Raw genomic sequence first — 22,179 nt, 5'->3', positions numbered from 1 at the left:
GCGATCCCGGTTGACGGCGACCCCCGAGAGGGGGTAGACAGGAGTCTGCATGACAACGCTGTCATTAACCCGACCGGCGAGCATGTCCTGAGAGATCACACCGGGAGAAGCGACGAAGATGTCCGTAGTACGCAGGGGTCCAACAACCGACCGGCCGACGAGGGTGCGCAGCGTCCTCCAGCGAACGGCGGTCTTCGTGACCGCCGCGGCCCTGATGACCAGCGGAGGTGCCATGTCGGCCGAGGCCTCGACGAACCACCACGGCGGTGGCAAGACCGCCGATTTCCACTCCTCCTTCGAGGCGAACGACGCGCAGCCGCTCACGAGCACGCCGCTGCGCGACCCGGTCAACGTCGTCGGCAGGGCGGCCTTCCCGGTCGGCAGCCTCCTCGGGCACGTGACCGATGTCACGGCCAGCGCGGAGAACGCGCCCGACGAGGTCGCCGCCAACCTGGCCGACAACAACGCCGCCTCCAAGTGGCTCGCGTTCGAGACGACGGCGACGATCACGTACACGCTCGACAGCGCGCAGACCCTCGCGAAGTACTCCCTGACGAGCGCCAACGACTCTTCCGGTCGCGATCCGGTCGACTTCACGGTCGCAGGATCCAGCGACGGCAGCACCTGGACCACTCTCGACACGCAGACCGGCCAGTCGTTCAGCGGCCGCGGTGCCACCGACTCCTACTCGGTCACCAAGCCCGCCGCGTACACGACGTACCGGCTCAGCATCACGAAGAACGCCGGCGACGCGATCACCCAGCTCGCCGACTGGAGTCTCTCGGACGGCACCACGACCGCCCCGCCGGCCAGCCCGATGGCGACCGTCGTCGCCGGTGGCCCGGCAGCCGGGCCGAACCTCAAGAAGGGCCAGGGCTTCACCGGCCTCGCGTCGCTCCGCTACGCCGGTGAGCACGTCGCCGACGGCGCGGCCAGCGCGACGAACGTCCTCTACGACGACCTGAAGCTCAAGGTCGGCAGGGCGACGCAGCTCAGCTACAAGATCTTCCCCGAGCTCGGCGGAGACCTCCAGTACCCCGCGACCTACGCGGCCGTCGACCTCCAGCTCAGCAACGGCGACCTCGTCAGCGCCTCGAAGTACGGGCTCGTCGACGGGCACGGCGACGGCATCTCGGCGCAGGCGCAGGGGAAGTCGAAGATCCTCTACGCCGACCAGTGGAACTCCGTGAAGATCGACCTCGGCAAGCTCCAGGGCAAGACGATCACGAAGGTGCTGTTCACCTACGACAACCCGTCCGGCAAGGCGGCGACGAGCTTCCAGGGCTACCTCGACGACATCGCCGTCGCGGACGCCCCCAAGGCCTCGACCAAGGACGGCCTCGTCTCGTACGTCGACACCCGTCGCGGCACGAACTCGTCCGGCAGCTTCTCCCGCGGAAACAACATCCCGGCGGCGGCACTGCCGAACGGATTCAATTTCTGGACGCCGATGACCGACGCCTCGTCGCAGACCTGGCTCTACAACTACGCCTCGACCAACGACGCCAACAACCTGCCGACGCTGCAGGGAATCGGTGTCTCGCACGAGCCCAGCCCGTGGATGGGGGACCGCAACCAGCTCGCGATCCTGCCCGCCGTTCCCGGCGCCGCCGGCGCGGCTCCCGACGCCACTCTCTCCAAGCGGGCGCTGGAGTTCAGCCACGACGACGAGATCGCCCGACCCGACCTCTACTCGGTGACGTTCACCAACGGGATGACCGCGTCCGTCACGCCGACCGACCACGCCGCCGTCATGAAGTTCACCTTCACCCGTGATTCGGGGAGCGTTCTCGTCGACCAGGTCGCCGGCACCTCCGGCCTGACGGTCGCCGCCGACGGCACCGTCTCCGGCTGGGTCGACGGTGGCTCCGGTCTCTCGACCGGCGCGAGCCGCATGTTCGTCACGGGACGCTTCGACCAGAAGCCCGTCACGAACGGCGCCGCGGCCGGCAACCGCACCAGCGCCCGCTACGCCACCTTCGACACCTCGAAGCACAAGACGGTCGAACTGCGTCTCGCCACGTCATTCATCTCGTCCGCCCAGGCCGTGAACAACCTCGACCAGGAGGTCACCGGGAAGTCCTTCGCGTCCGTCCACGACGCGGCGGTGAAGGCCTGGAACTCGCGCCTCGGCGTGATCAAGCTGGGCGGCGCCACCGCCGACCAACTTGCCACGACCTACGGCAGCCTCTACCGCCTGAACATGTACCCGAACTCGCAGTTCGAGAACACCGGGACCACCAAGAAGCCCGTGTACGAGTACGCCAGCCCGGTCGCGAAGCAGATCGGAACGGCGACCGCCACGACGACCAACGCCCAGGTCAAGAAGGGCAAGGTCTACGTCAACAACGGCTTCTGGGACACCTACCGCACGGCCTGGCCCGCCTACTCGATGCTCTACCCGAAGCTCGCGGGCGAGTTGATGGACGGCTTCGTGCAGCAGTACAAGGACGCCGGCTGGATCGCCCGCTGGTCGAGCCCCGGCTACGCCGACCTGATGACCGGCACGTCGTCCGACGTCGCCTTCGCCGACGCCTACATCAAGGGGGTCTCGACGTCCGATGCGCTGTCCGCGTACGACGCAGCCCTGAAGAACGCCACGGTCCTGCCGCCGAACTCGGGCGTCGGGCGGAAGGGTCTCGACACGAGCATCTTCCTCGGCTACACGGCCGACACCACCGGTGAGAGCGTCTCGTGGGCTCTCGAGGGCTACATCAACGACTACGGGATCGGGCAGATGGCCGCCAAGCTGGCGACCGACCCGAAGGTGCCGGCCGCGCGCAAGCCGCAGCTCAAGGAGGAATCCACGTACTTCCTCGCCCAGGCGAAGCAGTACGTCGAGCTCTTCGACCCGTCGATCGGGTTCTTCCAGGCGAAGAACGCCGACGGCACCTTCCAGCAGAAGGCGGCCGACTACGACCCCGAGTCGTGGGGTGGCGCCTACACCGAGACCGACGGCTGGAACTTCGCCTTCCACGCCCCGTTCGACGTGGCCGGCCTGGCCTCGCTCTACGGCGGCTCCGACGGGCTCGTGAAGAAGCTCGACCAGTTCTTCGCGACACCCGAGACCGCCACCAAGCCCGGCGGCTACGGCGGGACCATCCACGAGATGCTGGAAGCCCGCGACGTCCGCATGGGTCAGCTCGGCATGAGCAACCAGCCCTCGCACCACATCCCCTACCTCTACGCCGCCGCCGGTGCGCCGTCGAAGACGCAGGCCGCGGTGCGCGAGATCACTCGCCGCCTCTACGTCGGCAGTGACATCGGGCAGGGCTACCCCGGTGACGAAGACAACGGCGAGATGTCGTCGTGGTTCCTCTTCTCCTCGCTCGGCTTCTACCCGCTGGCAATGGCGTCAGACACGTACACGATCGGCTCGCCGCTGTTCACGCACGCCGTGGTCTCACCGCTCGGCGGCCACCGCCTGACGATCGAAGCGCCGAACAACAGCGCCTCGAACGTCTACATCAAGGGCGCGACGCTGAACGGGCACCGTCTCCCGACGACCACCCTGTCGGCCGACGCGGTCGCGAAGGGCGGCACGCTTCGCTTCGAGATGACGTCCACACCGTCGACCTGGGGTGCTGTCGCCCCGAAGGCGGAGAAGACGCCGGTGCCCCTGGTGGATGCGACGAAGGCCGGCAACGGATCCGTCACGTCGAACGACGGGACGGACCTCGCAGCCCTCACCGACGACGACTCGACCTCGTCCGTCACCTTCGCCACCTCGGATCCTGCGATCTCGTTCGAATCCGACGCGGGCCCCGCGACGGTGACGTCGTACACCCTCACCAACGGCGCGACCGGCTCGTCGCCCACGGCGTGGAAGCTCGAGGGCTCGTCGGACGGCAAGAAGTGGATCACCGTCGACCAGCGCAAGGGCCAGACCTGGCCCTGGCAGACGCAGACGCGGCCGTTCGAGATCGCGCACCCGTCGGCGTTCGCGCACTACCGGCTGTCGATCACCGCGACGACCGACGGCAAGGCGCCGACCCTGTCGGAGCTCGAGCTGCTGAGCGACACGACGGCGAAGCAGACCGGCTTCACGGTGACCCCGCGGTCGTCGGTCACGGGTTCGGTGGCGTCTCCCGTCACGGCGCCGCTGGCGTCGATCGCAGGATCGACGGCGGCCACGTCGACCGCGACCGTCGACTTCCAAGACGGCAAGGGCCCGCAGAAGGCGACTCTCACGAAGAACTCGCTCGGCTCGTACGACGTCACCGCGTCGCACACGTTCCAGGCGGCCGGCAGCTACACGGTGCTCATCACGGCCACCGACGGCCGGCGCATGGCCTCGACCACGGCGACCATCGCGGTCTCGCGGACGGCGCCCTCGCTGACCAGCGCCTACGACAGCATCTGCCTGGCGACCGACGGTCACGGCGGGAGCTGCGACGGGGAGGGCAACGCCTTCTCGGCCGCATCGCTCGCCGCCAACGGGTTCAAGCCGGGCACGACGGTCGCGGTGCCCGGCACCGCGCTCACCTTCGATCTCCCGGCTGTCGCGGCGGGCAAACCCGACAACGCGACCGGCAACGGTCAGGTCATCCCGCTCGACCTGGGAGACGGCGTCACGAAGCTCTCGGTGATCGGTACGGCGAACGAGAAGCCTCAGGACACCGTCGGCACGCTGACCTACTCCGACGGCTCCACCGGCTCGCTCCCCATCCAGTTCGGTGACTGGACGGCTGCGGTGACGTCACCGCAGTTCGGCAACGTCGTCGTCGCGAAGTCGAACGGCCGCTACGGCGGAGGCTCGCAGGGCGACGACGCGGTGGCGGCGATCTACGCCACGGCGCCGTTCACCCTCCCCGCCGGCAAGAAGGCGGTCTCGCTGACGCTGCCGGTTCAGACGGGCGACATCACGAAGGTCGGCAGGATCCACGTGTTCGCCGTGGCCACGGACGGCACCCGCGTGTCCGTCCCGGCGCTCTCCGTGGCTCCCGCCGCCGGGCTCACGGCCCGCGCTCGCGCTCCGTTCTCGGGCCGGCTGGCCACGGTGACCGGCGGTCGTCCCGCCACCGCCGGTGCTTACACGGCCGAGGTCAACTGGGGTGACGGCTCCGCCACCACCACCGCCACGGTGTCGGCGACCGGAGCGATCACGGGCACGCATACGTATGCCGACCGCGGCACGTACAGCGTGACCGTCACCGCGGACGACGGCTCCGGAAGCTCGGCGGCGACCCTGGCGGCCACCGTCAAGTAACTCGCTGCCCGCGCACCGAAGCGCCCCCGCCACGAACCTTCGTGGTCGGGGGCGACTTCGGTGGTCGCCGGCGCGCCCGCTGCCGGTGTGCGGCTGCCGGAACGGCAATGCGAAAACTCGAACAGGACGAGACGGCATTGACGCGTGGCGGCGGGTTCCGGTTCTCTTGGGCAACCCGCGATCCTGCACCGATGGAGGCCCGAATGTCTGCAACCACCGCGCCGACGAGCACCCAGCCCGTCGACACCAAAGGGCTGAAGGGAGGATCCCTCGGTCTCGTCTCGAGCGTCGTGGTCGGGGTCGCCTCGACGGCCCCCGCCTACAGCCTGGCAGCGAGCCTCGGCTTCATCGTCGTCGGCGGAGCGACGATCGCCGGCGTTCGTGCGCCGGGCATCATCCTGCTCGCGTTCATCCCGATGTACCTGATCGCCGTCGCCTACCAGGAGCTCAACAAGGCGGAGGCCGACTGCGGCACGACGTTCACCTGGGCGTCTCGCGCGTTCGGGCCGAAGACGGGCTGGATGGGCGGCTGGGGAATCATCGCGGCCGACGTGATCGTCATGGCGAACCTCGCCTCGATCGCCGGGTCGTACTCCTTCACCTTCGTCGGGTCGTTCGGGCTGCCGCAGGTCGCGGCCCTGTCGACCAACCCGGTCTGGTCGACCGCTGCGGGCCTCGCCTGGATCATCGTCATGACGTACATCTGCTATCGGGGCATCGAGATCTCGGCGCGGCTGCAGTACTTCCTGCTGGCTTTCGAAGTCGTGATCCTGATCTTCTTCGCGGTGTTCGCCCTGGTCCGGGTGTACGGAGGCGACGCCGAGTCGTACTCGATCCTGCCGTCGCTGTCCTGGCTCAACCCGTTCCCCCTCGGCTTCCAGACCATTGCGCCGGCGATGCTGACCGCGATCTTCATCTACTGGGGCTGGGACACCGCCGTGTCGATCAACGAGGAGACCAAGGACCCGGAGAAGACGCCCGGTCGCGCGGCGATCCTCTCGACGGTGCTTCTGCTGGTCACCTATGTCCTCGTCGCCGTCGCCACGATCGCCTTCGCCGGCGTCGGCACCAAGGGCATCGGCCTCGCGAACCTCGACAACGCCAACGACGTGTTCTCGTCGATCGGGCCGCAACTCTTCGGCGGTGGCGTCATCGGCTCGATCCTGATGGCCATGCTCGGCTTCTCGATCCTGACCTCGGCCTCCGCTTCGACCCAGACGACGATCCTGCCGACGGCCCGCACGTCGCTGTCGATGGCCGTCTACAAGGCGCTCCCCTCGCAGTTCGCCCGGATCCACCCCAGGTTCCTCACGCCGACGTGGTCGACGGTCGGCATGGGAGCCATCTCCTGCCTGTTCTACCTGGTCTTCACGCTCATCAGCGTCGACCTGCTCAACGCGCTCATCGGGTCGATCGGCCTCATGATCGCCTTCTACTACGGCATGACGGGTTTCGCCTGCGTCTGGTACTACCGCAAGACGCTGTTCCAGTCGGCGCGCAGCATCATCATGCGCGGGATCTTCCCCTTCCTCGGCGGCGTGATGCTGCTGTCGGTCTTCGTCTACGGCGTCTACGCGTTCGCGGCTCCCGACTGGCTGACCGACGCCAAGGGCGACAACGTCACGATCTTCGGGATCGGTGCCGAAGCGGTCGTCGGCATCGGCGGTCTCCTGATCGGTGCGGTGCTCATGCTCGTCTGGCGGGTCATCAAGCCGGACTTCTTCGTCGGCCGGACGCTCAGCAAGCGCCAGGACGACTACGTGCTCGCCCCGGGGGACGGTGTCGTCGCGAACTTCGGGCTGCCCGACTCGGGGTACTTCCCCACCGTCGTCTCGCCCGACCTGTCGAACCTCCCCACCGGCGCCGTCGCCATCAACGCCGAGACCGGCAAGCGCGTTCGCGGCAACCGGCGGACGGGCCCGACCCCGGACACGACCGAGACGCCGGCCGCACCGTTCGACCCCACCTCTTCCTCTTCCTCCGATTCACCCGACGCGAAGTAGCTCTCCTCATGAAGATCCTCATCATCGGCGCCGGTGGCGTCGGTTCGGCCGCCGTGCGCATCGCCGTCCGCCGCGACTTCTTCGACAGCCTCGTCGTCGCGGACTACGACCCGGCCAGGCCCACGGCACTCGTCGAGGCCGTGGGAGACCCGCGGCTCGTCGCCGCCCAGGTCGACGCGTCCGACTCGTCGTCGGTCGCCTCGCTGATCCGGTCGCACGAGATCACCCACGTGCTGAACGCGGTCGATCCGCGCTTCGTCATGCCGATCTTCGACGGCTGCTTCGAGGCGGGGGCCACCTACCTCGACATGGCGATGAGCCTCAGCCACCCGCACCCCACCTCCCCTCACGAACAGACCGGGGTCAAGCTCGGCGACGAGCAGTTCGCGGCGGCGGCCGCGTGGGAGGCGGCCGGACAGCTCGCGCTGGTGGGCATGGGCGTCGAGCCGGGCCTGTCGGACGTCTTCGCGCGCTACGCCGAGGACGAACTGTTCAGCGAGATCGACGAGCTCGGCGTGCGCGACGGGGCGAACCTCGTCGTGGCCGGCTACGACTTCGCGCCGTCCTTCTCCATCTGGACCACCATCGAAGAGTGCCTCAACCCGCCCGTGATCTACGAGGAGGGCCGCGGGTGGTACACGACGGCGCCGTTCTCCGAGCCCGAAGTGTTCGACTTCCCGGAGGGCATCGGGCCGGTCGAGTGCGTCAACGTCGAGCACGAGGAGGTCCTCCTCATGCCCCGGTGGACCAAGGCCAAGCGCGTGAACTTCAAGTACGGCCTGGGCAACGAGTTCATCGAGGTGCTGAAGACCCTGCACATGCTCGGCCTCGACTCGACGGCTCCGCTCACCGTGAAGGGCGTCTCGGTCGCCCCGCGCGACGTGGTCGCCGCCGCGCTGCCCGACCCGGCGACCCTCGGCGACAGGATGTCCGGCAAGACCTGCGCCGGCCTCTGGGTGCGGGGCACGGGCAAGGACGGCCAGCCGCGATCGACCTACCTCTATCACGTCGTCGACAACGAGCAGACGATGGCGGAGTACTCCTCGCAGGCCGTCGTCTGGCAGACCGCCATCAACCCGGTGATCGCGCTCGAGCTGCTCGCCACCGGCGCCTGGTCGGGCGCCGGCGTCCTCGGCCCGGAAGCCTTCCCCGCCGGACCGTTCCTGTCGCTCCTGGCCGCCGACGCTCCGTCGGGCTACGGCTCCCCGTGGGGCCTCCAGGAGAAGGAGCTCTAGGGTCGTCGGTGCGGCCCGTCGATTCGTTGGCGCTGGTAACTCAGGTTGCAAGCCGCAGCCGCGGGCGGGCCGAGCCCGTTCTGCTCAGCGCGTCGGCTTGCAACCTGAAATGCCGTCGCCTGTCGCGGCGAGGGAGAATGAGCGGGTGCTTCGCGTCGACTTCCTGCCGCCCGACCTCGTCGGCCGGTGGGCCTTCGAACGCGTCGTCGACGACCGCCTGGCCGGGCAGACGATCGGCGTCGAGGGAGCGGCCGTGTTCTCGCGCCGCGACGACACCACCATCGACTGGCGCGAGCAGGGCACGATGCACCTGCCGTCGGGCGATGTCCCGGTCACCACGCACCGGGTGCTGACGCGGGAGGGCGCAGGACCCTGGTCGGTCGACTTCGCGGACGGCCGCGGCTTCCACGCCTGGGCCACCGGCACCGAGCTGCTGCACGACTGCGCGCCCGACCTGTATCGCGGGCGCCTCGATCCTGAGCCCGCGTCCGCGACAGCAGGAGTCGCGCCCGGCGCCTGGACCATGCGGTGGGCTGCGACGGGGCCGGCGAAGGACTACGTGATCGACACGCGCTACGAGTTCCGCGCGGCCGTGTGACGACCACGTAAACCTTTGCGGAGGCTCGCTGCGAGCCATGAATCATCTGAGTAGGGTGCTGAGCAGGCCCCCCAGAAGGGGGCAGACAACCTCTCTACAGACTGGTGAACGATGAAACTCCGAAAGTCGACGAAGACGATCGCCGCGGTCGCGGCTCTGGCGCTGGGGGCGACGCTGTTCGGCGCCAACTCCGCTCAAGCCTGGGACGGCGGTGGCCATCCGGGCCACGGCGGCACCGCACAGCAGCTGCAGCCCCGCACGCAGTTCACGATGGCGCCCGACGGGTCGAGCGGCGCCACGCAGGGCGGTGAAGGGATTCCCAACATCGACAGCGTCAAGTCGACCATCGCGAAGTACTACGGCGACCCGGGCACGGGCATCGCGTCGAAGACCTCCTCCCCGTACATCAGTGAGATGGCGCGCATTGTGGCGCAGCAGTCCCGCACGCTGAAGTCGATCTACCTGTCGGCGATCCGCCAGCACAAGAAGCCCGCCATCGTCTTCGACGCCGACGACACCACCCTCATGACCTACGACATGGAGGTGGCCGACATGCACTTCACCTTCTCGGTCCCCGAGCAGGACGTGTGGGTCCAGGATCAGCGGTTCCCGGCCACCCCTCGATGGTCGGGTTCGTGAACCAGGCCAAGGCCATGGGCTTCACGATCTTCGGTCTCACCGGCCGCAACGACGACCAGAAGGCCGCCACCCTCGGCAACCTGACGAAGGTCGGCTACGACGCCTTCACGTCGGACAAGTTCTACACGAAGTGGACCGGCGTCGGAGCCTCGCAGCAGCCCTCCTACGTGACCTGTGCGACGGCAAAGTGCACCACGGTCGAGTTCAAAGCCCTCACCCGGAAGCACATCGAGAGCCTGGGCTACGACGTCGCACTGAACGTCGGCGATCAGTGGTCCGACCTGCAGGGCGGCTACGCCGACCGCATCCTGAAGCTGCCGAACCCGACGTACTACCTGCCGTCGGCCGACCTGCCGGGCGTCTCCGAGCCGCGGCTCGCTCCCCGCACGCACTTCGTCATGAAGGCGGACGGATCGAGCGGCCTCACGCAGCCGGGTGACGGCATCCCCAACATCGACAGCGTCAAGTCGACGATCGCGACCTACTACGGCGACACCGGTACGGGCCTGTCGAACAAGTCCACCTCGCCGTACATCCGGGAGATGGCCTCGATCGTCAAGAGGAGATCCCCCGCGTGGCGGCCCAGTGCTACGTCGCGTCCAAGCGCCATCAGAACCCCGCGATCGTGCTCGACGCCGACGACACCACCCTCTGGACCTACGACATGGAGGTCGGCGACATGCACTTCACCTTCTCGCCCGCCGAGCAGGACGTCTGGGTGCAGGATCAGCGCTTCCCGGCAACGCCGTCGATGGTCTCGCTGACCGACGTCGCGCAGAAGTACGGCTGCTCGCTGATCGGGCTCACCGGCCGTACCGACGACCAGAAGGCGGCCACCATCGGCAACCTCGCCAAGGTCGGGTACACCGGCTTCACGCCGGCGGACTACTACACGAAGTGGACCGGCGTCGGCGCCTCGCAGCAGCCGTCGTACATCTCCTGCGCAGCGGCGAAGTGCACGACGATCGAGTACAAGTCGCAGACCCGCGCGTTCGTCGAGTCGAGGGCCGGAGGTCACTACGACGTCGTGGCGAACTACGGCGACCAGTTCAGCGACCTGATCGGCGGTCACGCCGACCGTTCCGTGAAGCTGCCGAACCCGACGTACTACCTGCCCTGATCGCCTCGAAACCCTCGCCGCCGGTGCTCCCTGTGCCGGCGGCGGGGGTTTTCTGCGACCTCCGTTCGGGTGCTGTCGCTCGTCGTGACCCCGCGCTAGCGTCGATGCATGCACCTGCGCCCGTACGTGCCCGCCGACGCCGAGCCGACGCTCGACGTGTTCCGGCGCGCCATCCGCGAGACGGCCGCACGCGACTACTCGCCGGAGCAGATCGCGGCCTGGTCGAGCGACGACAGCGACCGCCGGGAGTGGGCCGCGCGTCGGGCGGCCGCCGACACCGTCGTGGCCGTCGACGAGGGCCGCGTCGTCGCGTTCATCGACGTCGACGGGCTGGGCTACATCGACATGCTGTTCGTCGACCCGGCGTTCGGCGGCCGCGGTATCGCGGCGGCCCTGCTCGAGGTCGTGACGGAAGCCGCCTCGACCGCCGGTGCCGAGTCGCTCACGACGCACGCGAGCCTGACCGCGCGCGGCTTCTTCGAGAGGGCGGGCTTCGTCGTGGTGGAGGAGCAGCGGCCCGTGATCCGCGGCGTCGAGCTCACCAACTTCGTGATGCGGCGGGAGCTGGGCGGCGGCTGACGGCGTCGTGCTGTGTGCGGGCTGCGGGCTGCGGGCTGCAGGCTGCGTGTTGCGTGCCGCGCGCTGCGTGCCGCCTACGCCTCGGGCGCCGTCAGGCCGCCCTGCAACACCGCGTCAGCGGGCGGCGCGCGCGGCCTTCCGCGACGGCAGCACGGCCGACAGCGACACCTTCTTCGAGTACTCGATCGACCCGAAGCGGAACAGGCGCACCGCCAGCCGCAGCACCACGACCCCGAGCACGAACTGCTCGACGATCACGCCGATCGCCTCGCCGGGCGACAGCGACGAGAAGCCGTTCCGCAGCATCGCCGTGACCGGCGCCGAGTACGGGAACCACGTGAACACCTGCACGATCAGCGCGTGCGGATCGGAGACGATCAGCGTCACCCCGTAGAACGGCACGAAGATCAGGGCCATCATGACGCCGAAGATCTGGCCCGCCTCCTTCGCCGTCGGCATGATCGCTCCGACGGCGACGAGCGTGCCGGTGAACAGGGTGAAGCCCCCGATCAGCAGGAGGGCACCGGTGATCATCTGCCACGGATCGAGCTGCAGGTCGGCGAGGTCGAGCGCCGGCAGGTTCAGCGAGGTTCGGAAGAAGAGGTACCCGACCACCACCGGCAGAGCGAACACGAGCATCTGCACGATCCCGACGATGAACAGCGACACCACCTTGCCGATGATCAGCGTCGTCGGGTTGAGGGTCGTCAGGATCATCTCCGTGACCCGGTTCTCCTTCTCCTCCAGCGTCGAGGTCAGCATCTGATTGCCGAGCAGCAGGATCACGACGTAGAAGATCGCCAGGAACAGCAGCGGCGGGATCACGCTCCCGATCCCGCCCGACACCGCACCGGACGAGTCGTAGGTGGTCGCGTCGACCGGCAGATCGCCCTTCACGAGCGTCGTCAGTTTCGCGTCGTGGACCTTCGCCTCGGCGCTCGCCGTGAGGATCGACGACGCCACCGACGAGTACTTGCCGTTGTCGAAGATGCCCTTGTCGACGCCGTAGACCTTGGTCGCCTGCTTCGCAGGATCGGCGGGGTAGTCGAAGTACGCGTCGAGCTTCCCGCTCTTGACCGCCGCGATCGCGGCGCTGGGCGAGGAAGCCTTCGAGCCCCCGACGGCTTTCACGATCGACGGGTCGACGACCCCGGACGCGTCGCTGTACGTGAACGAGAACTTCTGGTTCTTCTGCGACGAGACGCTGTTGTCGGTCGAGCTGTTGGCGCCGACGATCAGCGCGACGACGATGCCGATGATCACGGGCACGATCAACGTCGCGATCCAGAACCGGCGCTTCGTCAGCGTCCTGGTCACCTCGAACGAGACGACGGTGCCGAGGTTGTACCTGGCCATCAGGCACTCACCCCTCGGGCGCCAGGGGTGCGTTCTCTTCGCCGTACACGCGCAGGAAGATCTCGTCGAGGCTCAGTTTGCTCGTCTCGAACCCCCGCACCTGCACGCCCGCCTCGACCAGCTCGCGCAGGATCACGGCCTCGTCGACCGAGTCGGTCACGTCGAGTTCCGCGTAGTTCCGATCGCGCGTCGTCACCGAGTAGTGCGGTGACGCGGGCACCTCGCCCGAGTACCGCAGCCGGATCGTCGTCCCCCGAACTGATCCTGCACCTCGGAAATGGTGCCGTAGGCCTCGGAGCGCCCGTTCTTGAGCAGGATCACGCGGTCGCAGAGACGCTCGACCTCCTCCATCTGGTGGGTCACCATGAGCACCGTCGCCCCGGCCTTCTTCTGCTCTTCGATGATGTCCATCAGCAGGCGGCGGTTGACCGGGTCGAAGCCCTTGGTCGGCTCGTCGAGGATGAGCAGGTCGGGCTGGTTCATGATCGTGACGCCGAGCTGGACCTTCTGCTGCTGGCCGCCCGACAGCTTGTCGAGCCGCGTGCTCGCCTTGTCGGCCAGCGCGACCCGGTCGAGGTACGTCAGCGACCAGTCTTTCGACTCCTGCTTGCCGAGCCCCTTGAGTCGGCCGAAGTACGTCATCACGTCGATGACCGACTCCTTCTTGTACAGCCCGCGCTCCTCCGGCAGATAGCCGAGGCGACTGCCGCGCTCGGGGCTGAAGGGCTTGCCGTCGATGTGCAGGACCCCACCGGTCGGCTCGTAGATGCCGAGCAGGGCTCGGATGGTCGTCGTCTTGCCTGATCCGTTGGAGCCCAGGAATCCGAAGGTCTCGCCGGCCTTGATGTCGAACGACAGGTCGTGTATCACTGTCGTGCGGCCGAAATCCATTCGAAAATTCTGGATGCGGACGATTGGTTCGATCTGCCGTTGATCCATGGCCACGACCCTACTAGGGCCTGTCTCTCACGTCTCCGCAGGCCGTGCGTGGCCTGGATCGCGGCCACGCGGGAGACACGCCCTAGGAGCATTCCGCCCGCGCCTCAGCCCTGCGGCCTACCTCCAGTCGACCCCGGGCGCCGCCTCGCCCGACCCGCGCTCGATGAGGCGGACCGGCAGCACGACGGGCTCGCCGCCCGGCTGACGGCTCTCGAGGGTCTCCAACGCGATCCGCGCCGCGCGTGAGCCCATCTCGACGGGGTCGTGCGACACGACGGTGACGCCGAGGACATCCGACAGGTCGAAGTCGTCGAACCCGACCAGGGCCGGCGCGACCGGCAGCCCCCGGAAGGCCGTCAGCGCGCCGATCGTGACGCGGTTGTTGCTGGTGAAGAGTGCGGTGGGCGGAGTGGAGAGGGAGAGGAGCTCGAGGGCGGCTCCGCGGGCACCGGCGGCGTCGTGGAAGTCTTCGCGGACGAGTTCCCGTGGATCCTGCCCGCTCTTCGTCGGGAGAGCCTCGATGGCGTCGAGGTAGCCGTCGAGGCGCTGCTGGTGCGTGGGGAGGCGCGAGAAGTCGCCGATGAAGCCGATGCGCCGGTGCCCCGCGGCGATCAGGTGCTCGATCGCGAGGCGGGCGCCGGCGCGGTTGTCGAGCACGACGCTGTCGGCCGTCAGATCGAGGGCCGGGCGGTCGACGAAGACGACGGGGATGCCCCGCTCTTGGGCGGACCGCAGCGTGTCGTTCGACTCGTGCGTCGACACGACGATGAGCGCCCGGACCTGGCGAGCCACCATCTCTTCGACCAGGACCCGCTCGCGCTCGCCGCTCTCGTCGGTCGAGGAGACGACCAGCTGCAGCCCCTGCGACCGGAGCTCGCGCTCGACCCCCTTGGCCAGGGACGAATAGAACGGGTTGGCGAGGTCGCCGGTGACCAGGCCGATGAAGTTGGAGCGGATGCCGCGCTTGAGCAGCGAGGCCATGCTGTTGAGCTGGAAGCCGAGATCGAGGGCGGCCTTCGCGACCTTCTGACGCGTCGCCTCGGCGACGTGCGGCTCGCCGTTGACGGCGCGCGACGCCGTCTTCAGGCTGACGCCGGCCCGCTCGGCGACGTCGACCAGCGTGGCGGGACTCTTCGGGATCGTCACGTGTTCACTCCAGGGCCTACCCCGTCTCCGGGCCGCCCGCAGGGTCTCGGGCCGGACGAACCGCCAGTATGACAGCGCTGTCCGCAGGATTCACCGTGAGCCACGCGTCACCTCGGGGTGATCGTCAGTCGATTGTCGGAGCCGATCGTCACGAGATACTCGACCTGGAACGGCACGCGCTCGTCGATCGTGTACGGGTGTCCGTCGTAGAGCGACTGCGCGCCGACCTTCAGGTGCGCCTCGCCCGTGGCCTCGGAGACCAGCCAGACGCCCGCCGTCGCCGTCGGGCGCATGGTCACCGGGGGATACGACGTCATGCTCCAGGTCGGCTCCGAGGTCAGCCGGTCGTCGATCTGTTCTCCGAACGGGCAGCCGGAGGGGAGCAGCACCCGCTGAGGAAGACACGTCGTGCGCAGGTACTTCGTGACGTCGGTCGTCACCTTCTGCACGAAGCTCTTCTTCGGGGCCACCGTCACCGTCGCCTTCACGACGGCGCCGGGCGCTGCGACCACGGCCGTGGCCGGCGCCGCGGTGAGGTAGGTGGTGTCGTGGGCGAGCTCGAAGACGGCGGGCGCCAGCACCGTGTAACGGGTGGCGAGATCGGCGCTCTTCGACCGGATCGCGACACCGTTCGCCGTGAAGCGCGGATCGTGCGCCGGAGTGATCTCGATCGACGCCGTCGGGGCGGTCTGGAACGCCCAGCGGGTGAACAGCCCTCCGAAGACGCCGTCCTTCTCGACGGCGAACGGAGCCCGGTGCGTCGCGCCACCGGCCCTGAACGACACGGTGACGACCCGGCCACCCCTGGCGGTGGGGTGGTCCGAGACCACGTGGGCGTCGCTGATCCTGCCGCTCTCGGAGACGGTGAGCAGGACGTCGTCGGCGCCGGGGGTGACGCCGGCCAGGCTCAGCGCGCTGCCCGTGTCGCCCTGGTCGAGGGCATCGAGGTAGCCGCGGACGAAACCGGGAGCGCTGTAGACGGTGGCGTTCAGGATCGCGACGACCACGAAGAATCCGCCGATCACGACGGCCGCCAAGCCGCCCCAGATCAGTGCGGCTCGCGTCGTGTTCCCCACAGGCGCTGCCATTCTCCACATCCTACGAGTCGTCGGCCGTGCACCCCGGCCGGGCGGGCGGCAGCGGGTAGATTGGGAGGGTCTGGTCGTCGTGTCGTCGTGTTGTTGTTGTCGTGTCGTTGTGTCGTCGTGTTGAGGAAGGGGTTCTGCGTGAGTGCTGCTCCTGCCCTGTCCGATGAGCAGGCCGCCGTCTACGACGCGATCGAGAACACCCGCGAGCACATCTTCGTCACCGGTCGCGCGGGCACCGGAAAATCGACGCTCCTCAATCACCTGTCGTGGAACACTTCCAAGCAGATCGTCATCTGCGCACCGACCGGCGTCGCCGCCCTGAACGTCGGTGGCCAGACGATCCACTCGCTGTTCCGGTTGCCGATCGGTCTGATCGCCGATCACGACATCGAGCAGAACGGCGAGCTCCGCAAGCTGCTCAACACCATCGACACCCTGGTGATCGACGAGGTGTCGATGGTCAACGCCGACCTCCTCGACGCGATCGACCGGTCGCTGCGTCAGGCGAGACAGCGCAAGAACGAGCCGTTCGGAGGCGTGCAGGTCGTGCTCTTCGGCGATCCGTACCAGCTCGCGCCCGTCCCGGGCGACCCGGAGGAGCGCGCCTACTTCCGCGACCACTACCGGTCGATGTGGTTCTTCGACGCCCACGTCTGGGACGACGCGACGCTTCGCATTCTCGAGCTCGCGTTCATCCACCGGCAGAGCGACTCGGCGTTCAAAGAAATGCTCAACGCGGTGCGGCACGGGCGCGTCACCGCCGAGATCGCCGGCGCGCTCAACGCGGCCGGAGCCCGCCCGCTGCCGACCGACGGTGGCGCGATCACGCTCGCCACGCGCAACGACACCGTCTCCCGGATCAACAAGGTCGAGCTCGACCGGCTGCCCGGCAAGATCAAGACCGCCAAGGCCGACGTCACCGGCGACTTCGGCGGCCGCACCTTCCCCGCCGACGAGGCGCTCGAGTTGAAGACCGGCGCACAGGTGATGTTCCTCCGCAACGACTCCGACCAGCGCTGGGTCAACGGCTCGGTCGGGGTGGTGACCAAGATCCGCGACACCGTCTTCGTCGAGATCGACGGCGAGGAGGTCGAGGTGCAGCCCGCGGTCTGGGAGAAGTACAAGTACAGCTACTCGCAGACGACCAAAGAGCTGAAGAAAGACATCGTCGCCGAGTTCCAGCAGTTCCCCTGCGGCTGGCCTGGGCCGTCACCATCCACAAGTCGCAGGGCAAGACCTACGATCGCGCCATCGTCGACCTCGGCTCGCGGGTGTTCAGCGCCGGCCAGACCTACGTGGCCCTCTCTCGGATCACCTCGCTCGACGGGCTCTACCTGTCGCGGCCCCTCCGCCCGGCCGACATCATCGTCGACCTCGACGTGCGGCGCTTCATGTCACAGGCGACGCGGGTGCCGGCCATCCAGGCGGCGCGCGTCGCGTCGGAGTGAGGTCGGGGCGTCGGGTTCTCGGTGCGGCGGTGGGGGTCGCGTAGTGGCGACCGCGAGGCGTCAGGCCGCCGTCGAGTTGCGGCTCGACGAGAGGTCCTCGAAGAGCTCCTCGGTCAGCCGGTAGGCGACCCCGACCTCGGCGATCACACGCTCGCGCTCCTCCTCCGACCAGCCGACGGCGTCGAGCTGCGCGCGGTAGGTCGACTTGAACTCCTTCGGCTTGGCGATGTCGGCGAAGAGGTAGAAGCCGACCCCGTTCGTCTCGAAGCCGAACTGGCGCTGCATGATGGCGCGGATGATCGCGCAACCCGACAGATCGCCGAGGTAGCGAGTGTAGTGGTGCGCCACGAAGGCTCCGGTGCTGGTCGCCGCGACGGACTCGATGCGGTCGACGTACCGTTTCGTCGTGGCCAGCGGGGCGATGGAATCCTGCCAGTCTTCTCCGATCAGGAACCGCAGGTCTTCGCGGATCGCCGGCAACCGCGTGAGGGCAGGCGACATGAATGTCGCGGCGACGGGGTCGCTCGCTCGCTGCTCGGCGGCCCGCTCGAGGGCGCCGTACACGAAGTAGTTCTGGGCCACCAGCGCGACGTAGTCGGCGCGCACGGATCGCCCGGAGAGCAAGGCGGCCATGAACCGCTCCGATGCGGACGGCACGGCCGACCTCACGGAGGTGCGCTCGCGCAGGGCCTGCGAGAAGGGGATCGCTGCTGGCATTCGCTCCTCTCGGCCGACGTCCGCGGTGGTTAGGTGACCCTAACCCTAGCGGCGCGTAGGCCCCTCCGCCAGAGTCAGGCGGCGACCGGTTTGCGCAGGATCACCTTGTCGCTGGCGAAGCCCGCAGCGGCCAGGAGCAGCCCGACCAGGAGGTGCAGCAGGCTGTCGGGCGTGTTCAGGGCGAAGATGTTCGCCGAGGTGTGCGCCGCGACGAAGCCGAAGATGCCGAAGGCGAACAGCCCCACGCCGATCAGGACCCCCGCGATCTTGGCCGACAGGGTGCCGGTCAGGCCGCACAGCACGAGAATCGCGCCGATCACGACGTGGATGCCGCTGAGGGCAGCGTTGGCGGCGAAGAGGCCGATGAACACGGCGCCCTCGGCCGTCGCGAAGGGGAACGGGGTCGCGAGGAAGAAACCGAACAGCCCGATGATCAGGAAGATGGTGCCGAAAATGACGCCCAGCAGCCGGTTGGGGGACTGGCTCATGTGTTGTTGCCTCCAGGTGCGCGAAATGCTTGCCCCCAAAGACTACCGAGGTCGAGGAAGGGTAGCGGTCGACGGGCCCGTTGCGCGCGACCGTCAGGCCGTACCCCGACCGCCCTTGACGATCCCGGCGATCTTGCGGCGGCCCACCATGTAGGTGATCGCGACCGAGCCGCCGATGGCGAGCAGCGTCGGGACGAGCAGGGTCGTGCCCTGCCCGGTGAACTCCAGAACCAGCACCAGGGCGGTGAGTGGCGCCTTCATGGACGAGGCGAGAAAGGCGGCCGCGGCGACGAACGCGAACGCGGAGATGCTCGACCCGGGCCAGAACAGCAGCCACAGACCGCCGAGGACAGCGCCCATGCCCGCGCCGAGGGCGAGCGACGGCGTCAGGGTGCCGCCGGCCGCGCCCGCGCCGATCGTGCCGACCGTCGACGCGGTCTTGACGACCACGACAGCGGCGATGAAGAGCAATGGAGCGGTTCCCGTCAGGCCGAGCTGGCCGAGGGCTCGACCGTTGCCGAGGATCTGCGGGAACCAGATCGACAGCACGCCGACCGCGGTGAACACGGCCGGCATCACGATGAGGATGGCCCAGCTCTTCGGTCGGTGATCGCCGGCCCACTTGGCGAGCAGCATGAAGCCGAGCGCCCCGAACCCGACGACCGGCCCGACGACGACGGACCACACCACGAGCGAGGGACTCAGGCTCAGGTGCGGGACGTCGTACAGGGCGCGGCGCTCGTCACGAGGCGTGCGACCAGCGCCGCGATCGCCGACGTGGCCAGCGCGGGAAGCACGGTGGCGATGCTGAGCTCGGCGAGGAGGACCTCGATGGCGAAGACCGCCCCCGCCAACGGGACGTCGTAGACAGCGGCGAGACCCGCGCCGGCTCCGCACGCGACGAGGATCCTGCGCTCCCGCTGGTTGACGCCGGTGGTGCGCGTGATCCACTGCGCCGCGAGGGCGGCGAGCTCGCGCGGCGCCACCTCGCGGCCGATCGAAGCGCCGAGACCGACGATGACGATCTGGAGGGCGACGTTCGCCAGGCTCGACAGCACGGGCATGCGAGCGCCCTCCACCGCCGCCTCGACGGAGACGACCTTCTTGCCGAAGCGCCGCAGGGCCCACCAGCCGAATCCGCCGACGACACCCGCGATGAACAGGGCGAGGACTCGCCTGAGGTTCGACGGGGTCGGCAGGTCGTCGAGGAAGTCGCCCTCGCCGAAGCCGTAGGTGACGTGCTCCAGCCCGTGCAGGAGCCAGCTGACGACGAGACCGCTCACGCCCGCGCCGAGTCCCACGAGGATCGTCACCGCGACGAGGCGGATCAGCCAATGGGCGGAGGCGGGGTGGGGGCTCGTCACCCGAAGATCGTACCGAGGCGGCGGTGCCGCCCGCGCCGTGCCGCCGTCCCGCCCCGTCCCGCTGCGCCCGCGGCGCCCGCCGCGCCCTCTGCCGCCGCCACCCCGGCCGGCAATTCAGGTTGCAGCCTGCGCCCCGGCGGCCGCAGCCGCCAGAGCCGTGTGCCGCGCCGCGGGACCCGCGGCCACGATCCTGAATTGCCGACCCGACCCGTCGGCCCCTGCCGATGATTGCCAAGGGCGGCGTCGATGGCCGCCAGGACCCGCTCCCAGTCGTCGCGCACCATCGTGTAACTCAGGCGCAGAGTCGACCGGCCACTGAGCACGATCTCGAGGTCCTTCCTGCGATCCGACTCGAACGTCTCGGCGTGGAACGTCTTGCCGTCGAGTTCGAGACCGATCGCGCCGTCCACGACGAGGTCGATCCGCTGCCCGTTGGGAAGGACTTCCTGACTTCTCACGTCGTGGCCACGCTGCAGCAGACGGGTTCGGACGACGCTCTCGAGGATGCTGTCGCTGTTGCCGTCGACCCACGCCTCGATTCGTGCAATGTCTGCCGGGAGGCCGGCGACGAACGCCGGGATGTCGTCGTGGTCGAGCAGGCCGCAGTTCACCGCCCAGTCGAGCAACGACACCGCCTGTTCGAACGTCGTCTCGAGCAGTGCCTCGCGGAGCGCATCCCGCGGAGCCACGGAAGAGGTCGAACCGCGCTCGCTGAGTTCTCGGTCGTCCCAGACGACTCGCACTCCTTTCAGACGGCGGAACCGACTGGCGTTGGCCGGCACGGACACCGTGATCGGCGGGCGGGCGTCCCACTGCCAGGCGTCGAGCAGGGCCAACGCGGACAATCCGGTCAACCGACCGCCGGCGCGGACGGCGATGTAGCGAGGGTCCGAGGGCGCGAAGGTCGTGTACCACCCTCGGCGCGGGCGTCGGACGTAGCCGCGGCGCACCGCCCAGGTGAGCTGTCGGTCCCGTGCCCCGAGGGCGACGAGCTGGCGTTTGTGGAGGATTCCGCCGCCTTCGGCGACGAGGGTCTGGATGCCGTTCATGCAGCCACCGTCGCGAACCGCTGGCCGCCTCGCTGAGCAGGGAAGCCCGGCTGTGGACAACTCGATCGGACCTCGCCCTGTGCAGAAACACCCGCCCCGGGGAGCTGACAGGAGCTCATGCCAGGGTGGAACCATGCGATACGTGATCATCGGCGCCGGAGCCATCGGAGGGGTCGTCGCCGCACGACTCGCACAGCACTCGACCACCAACCCGCCCCTTCTCATCGCGAGAGGTGATCACGGCGACGCCATCGAGGCCGCCGGACTTCGGGTGCGCTCCCCAGACGACGACACGGTGATTCGTCTTCCCCTCGCCTCCTCGGCTGCCGGGGTCCACCTCCAGATCGACGACGTCCTCGTGTTCGCCACCAAGACTCAACAGGTCGAGCAGGCCCTCCGCGAGTGGGCCGACCAGCCCGTGCACGACGGGAGGACCTTCGTCGGGTCGGCCGGCGCGATCCTGCCGGCCTTCACCGCCCTCAACGGCATCGAGAGCGAGCGGATCGCCCTGCGCCACTTCGCGCGTGTCTTCGCCGTGTGCGTCTGGCTTCCCGGAGTGCACCTCACTCCGGGCGAGGTGGTCGTGCGGATCGCACCGTCGAGTGGGACCTTCGTGGTCGGTCGCTACGCGGCGGAGGCCACCGAGGCGGACCGCGAGCTCCTGGCGACCCTCGAAGCCGATTGGACGGGGTCGACCTTCCAGATCTTCCTCGCCGACGACGTCATGCGCTGGAAGCACCGCAAGCTTCTTTCGAACCTGGGCAACGCGCTGCAGGCTCTCTTGGGCCCGGCTGTAGAGGGCACCGACGACCTCCGCGCGCGCCTCGAAGCGGAGGCCGTCGAGATCTACACGGCCGCCGGGATCACCTGGCCGACAGCCGACGATGAGGAGGCGTGGCGAGGCGACTCCTTCGACGTGCGGCCCGTGCCAGGCCTCGAGGGCGATTTCGGCGGATCGTCGTGGCAGTCGATCCAGCGTGGCACCGGCTCGATCGAGACGGACTACCTGAACGGCGAGATCGCGCTGATGGCGAGGCTCCACGGGTTGGAGGCGCCGCTCAACGCGGAGGTGCAGCGGCTCGCGCGCCAGGCCGCCGGCTCGGGTGCCGGAGCGGCCTCGATGACGGTCGACCAGGTCTCGGCGGCGCTCGACGAGGTCGACCACGCGTCCGTGTCGGCCGACTGACGTCGGTCGCCGCCG

The 22,179-nt window shown here is 68.7% G+C and carries 14 protein-coding genes and 4 pseudogenes; 10 read left to right on the top strand and 8 right to left on the bottom strand.

All coding sequences use genetic code 11. The features are described from left to right. Positions 1–196 precede the first annotated feature (196 nt). The 8 genes and pseudogenes from QUE79_RS02870 to QUE79_RS02835 all read left to right on the top strand — a co-directional run bounded on the left by QUE79_RS02870 (position 197) and on the right by QUE79_RS02835 (position 11,383). Positions 197–5,209 carry a GH92 family glycosyl hydrolase gene (locus QUE79_RS02870; RefSeq protein WP_286345343.1) on the top strand — a complete coding sequence of 1,671 codons (5,013 nt, stop codon included), beginning with the start codon at positions 197–199 and terminating at the stop codon, positions 5,207–5,209. Positions 5,210–5,412: 203 nt separating this feature from the next. Further along, positions 5,413–7,212, top strand: coding sequence for an APC family permease (locus tag QUE79_RS02865; protein WP_286345342.1), 1,800 nt, complete (start codon positions 5,413–5,415; stop codon positions 7,210–7,212). An 8-nt stretch (positions 7,213–7,220) separates the two neighbouring features. After that, a complete protein-coding gene (locus tag QUE79_RS02860; RefSeq protein WP_286345341.1) occupies positions 7,221–8,447 on the top strand; it encodes a saccharopine dehydrogenase family protein in 1,227 nt (408 codons plus the stop codon). Positions 8,448–8,592: 145 nt separating this feature from the next. Next, positions 8,593–9,045 (top strand): DUF6314 family protein, encoded by a 453-nt coding sequence (locus tag QUE79_RS02855; RefSeq protein WP_286345340.1) that lies wholly within the window; start codon positions 8,593–8,595, stop codon positions 9,043–9,045. A 111-nt stretch (positions 9,046–9,156) separates the two neighbouring features. Beyond that, positions 9,157–9,684, top strand: a complete 528-nt coding sequence (locus QUE79_RS02850) for a hypothetical protein (RefSeq protein WP_286345339.1) — start codon at positions 9,157–9,159, stop codon at positions 9,682–9,684. Continuing rightward, positions 9,669–9,962: pseudogene (locus QUE79_RS25125) on the top strand (HAD family acid phosphatase); the annotation flags it as partial. The gene QUE79_RS02850 and the pseudogene QUE79_RS25125, both read left to right, overlap by 16 nt. Before the next feature lie 296 nt (positions 9,963–10,258). Then, positions 10,259–10,804 carry an HAD family acid phosphatase gene (locus QUE79_RS02840; RefSeq protein ID WP_350271623.1) on the top strand — a complete coding sequence of 182 codons (546 nt, stop codon included), beginning with the start codon at positions 10,259–10,261 and terminating at the stop codon, positions 10,802–10,804. Positions 10,805–10,912: 108 nt separating this feature from the next. Beyond that, on the top strand, positions 10,913–11,383 hold the full coding sequence (locus QUE79_RS02835) for a GNAT family N-acetyltransferase (RefSeq protein WP_286345336.1): 471 nt from the start codon (positions 10,913–10,915) through the stop codon (positions 11,381–11,383). Positions 11,384–11,497: 114 nt separating this feature from the next. Here the strand turns inward: QUE79_RS02835 and QUE79_RS02830 are convergent, their stop codons facing one another. From QUE79_RS02830 to QUE79_RS02815, 4 genes and pseudogenes are all read right to left on the bottom strand, one after another. Further along, positions 11,498–12,739 (bottom strand): ABC transporter permease, encoded by a 1,242-nt coding sequence (locus QUE79_RS02830; RefSeq protein ID WP_286345335.1) that lies wholly within the window; start codon positions 12,737–12,739, stop codon positions 11,498–11,500. Between the two features lie 7 nt (positions 12,740–12,746). Continuing rightward, positions 12,747–13,630, bottom strand: a pseudogene (locus QUE79_RS02825) (ABC transporter ATP-binding protein). A 165-nt stretch (positions 13,631–13,795) separates the two neighbouring features. Next, positions 13,796–14,824, bottom strand: a complete 1,029-nt coding sequence (locus tag QUE79_RS02820; RefSeq protein ID WP_286345334.1) for a LacI family DNA-binding transcriptional regulator — start codon at positions 14,822–14,824, stop codon at positions 13,796–13,798. Between the two features lie 107 nt (positions 14,825–14,931). Beyond that, entirely contained in the window at positions 14,932–15,912 is a 981-nt protein-coding gene (locus QUE79_RS02815; RefSeq protein WP_286345333.1) for a hypothetical protein, read from the bottom strand. Between the two features lie 138 nt (positions 15,913–16,050). Between QUE79_RS02815 and QUE79_RS02810 the strand changes: the two are divergent. Beyond that, positions 16,051–17,360: pseudogene (locus tag QUE79_RS02810) on the top strand (ATP-dependent DNA helicase). A 60-nt stretch (positions 17,361–17,420) separates the two neighbouring features. Here the strand turns inward: QUE79_RS02810 and QUE79_RS02805 are convergent. From QUE79_RS02805 to QUE79_RS02790, 4 genes and pseudogenes are all read right to left on the bottom strand, one after another. Beyond that, positions 17,421–18,077 carry a biliverdin-producing heme oxygenase gene (locus QUE79_RS02805; RefSeq protein WP_286345332.1) on the bottom strand — a complete coding sequence of 219 codons (657 nt, stop codon included), beginning with the start codon at positions 18,075–18,077 and terminating at the stop codon, positions 17,421–17,423. A 74-nt stretch (positions 18,078–18,151) separates the two neighbouring features. Further along, the gene (locus QUE79_RS02800) at positions 18,152–18,565 is read right to left on the bottom strand and encodes a DUF4383 domain-containing protein (RefSeq protein WP_286345331.1); all 414 of its coding nucleotides are present in this window, start codon (positions 18,563–18,565) and stop codon (positions 18,152–18,154) included. A 93-nt stretch (positions 18,566–18,658) separates the two neighbouring features. Then, positions 18,659–19,644 (bottom strand): annotated as a pseudogene (locus QUE79_RS02795) (chloride channel protein). Between the two features lie 281 nt (positions 19,645–19,925). Next, complete coding sequence (locus QUE79_RS02790; RefSeq protein WP_286345330.1) at positions 19,926–20,978, bottom strand: hypothetical protein; 1,053 nt, start codon at positions 20,976–20,978, stop codon at positions 19,926–19,928. Between the two features lie 133 nt (positions 20,979–21,111). Here QUE79_RS02790 and QUE79_RS02785 point away from each other — a divergent pair, with 133 nt between their 5' ends. Continuing rightward, positions 21,112–22,164, top strand: coding sequence for a ketopantoate reductase family protein (locus QUE79_RS02785; protein WP_286345329.1), 1,053 nt, complete (start codon positions 21,112–21,114; stop codon positions 22,162–22,164). Positions 22,165–22,179: the final 15 nt, after the last annotated feature.

The sequence above is a fragment of the Frondihabitans sucicola genome, from assembly GCF_030296615.1.
GTDB lineage: Bacteria > Actinomycetota > Actinomycetes > Actinomycetales > Microbacteriaceae > Frondihabitans > Frondihabitans sucicola.
Note: the sequence above shows the minus strand (reverse complement) of the source record. Positions and strands in the feature narration are given on the sequence as shown.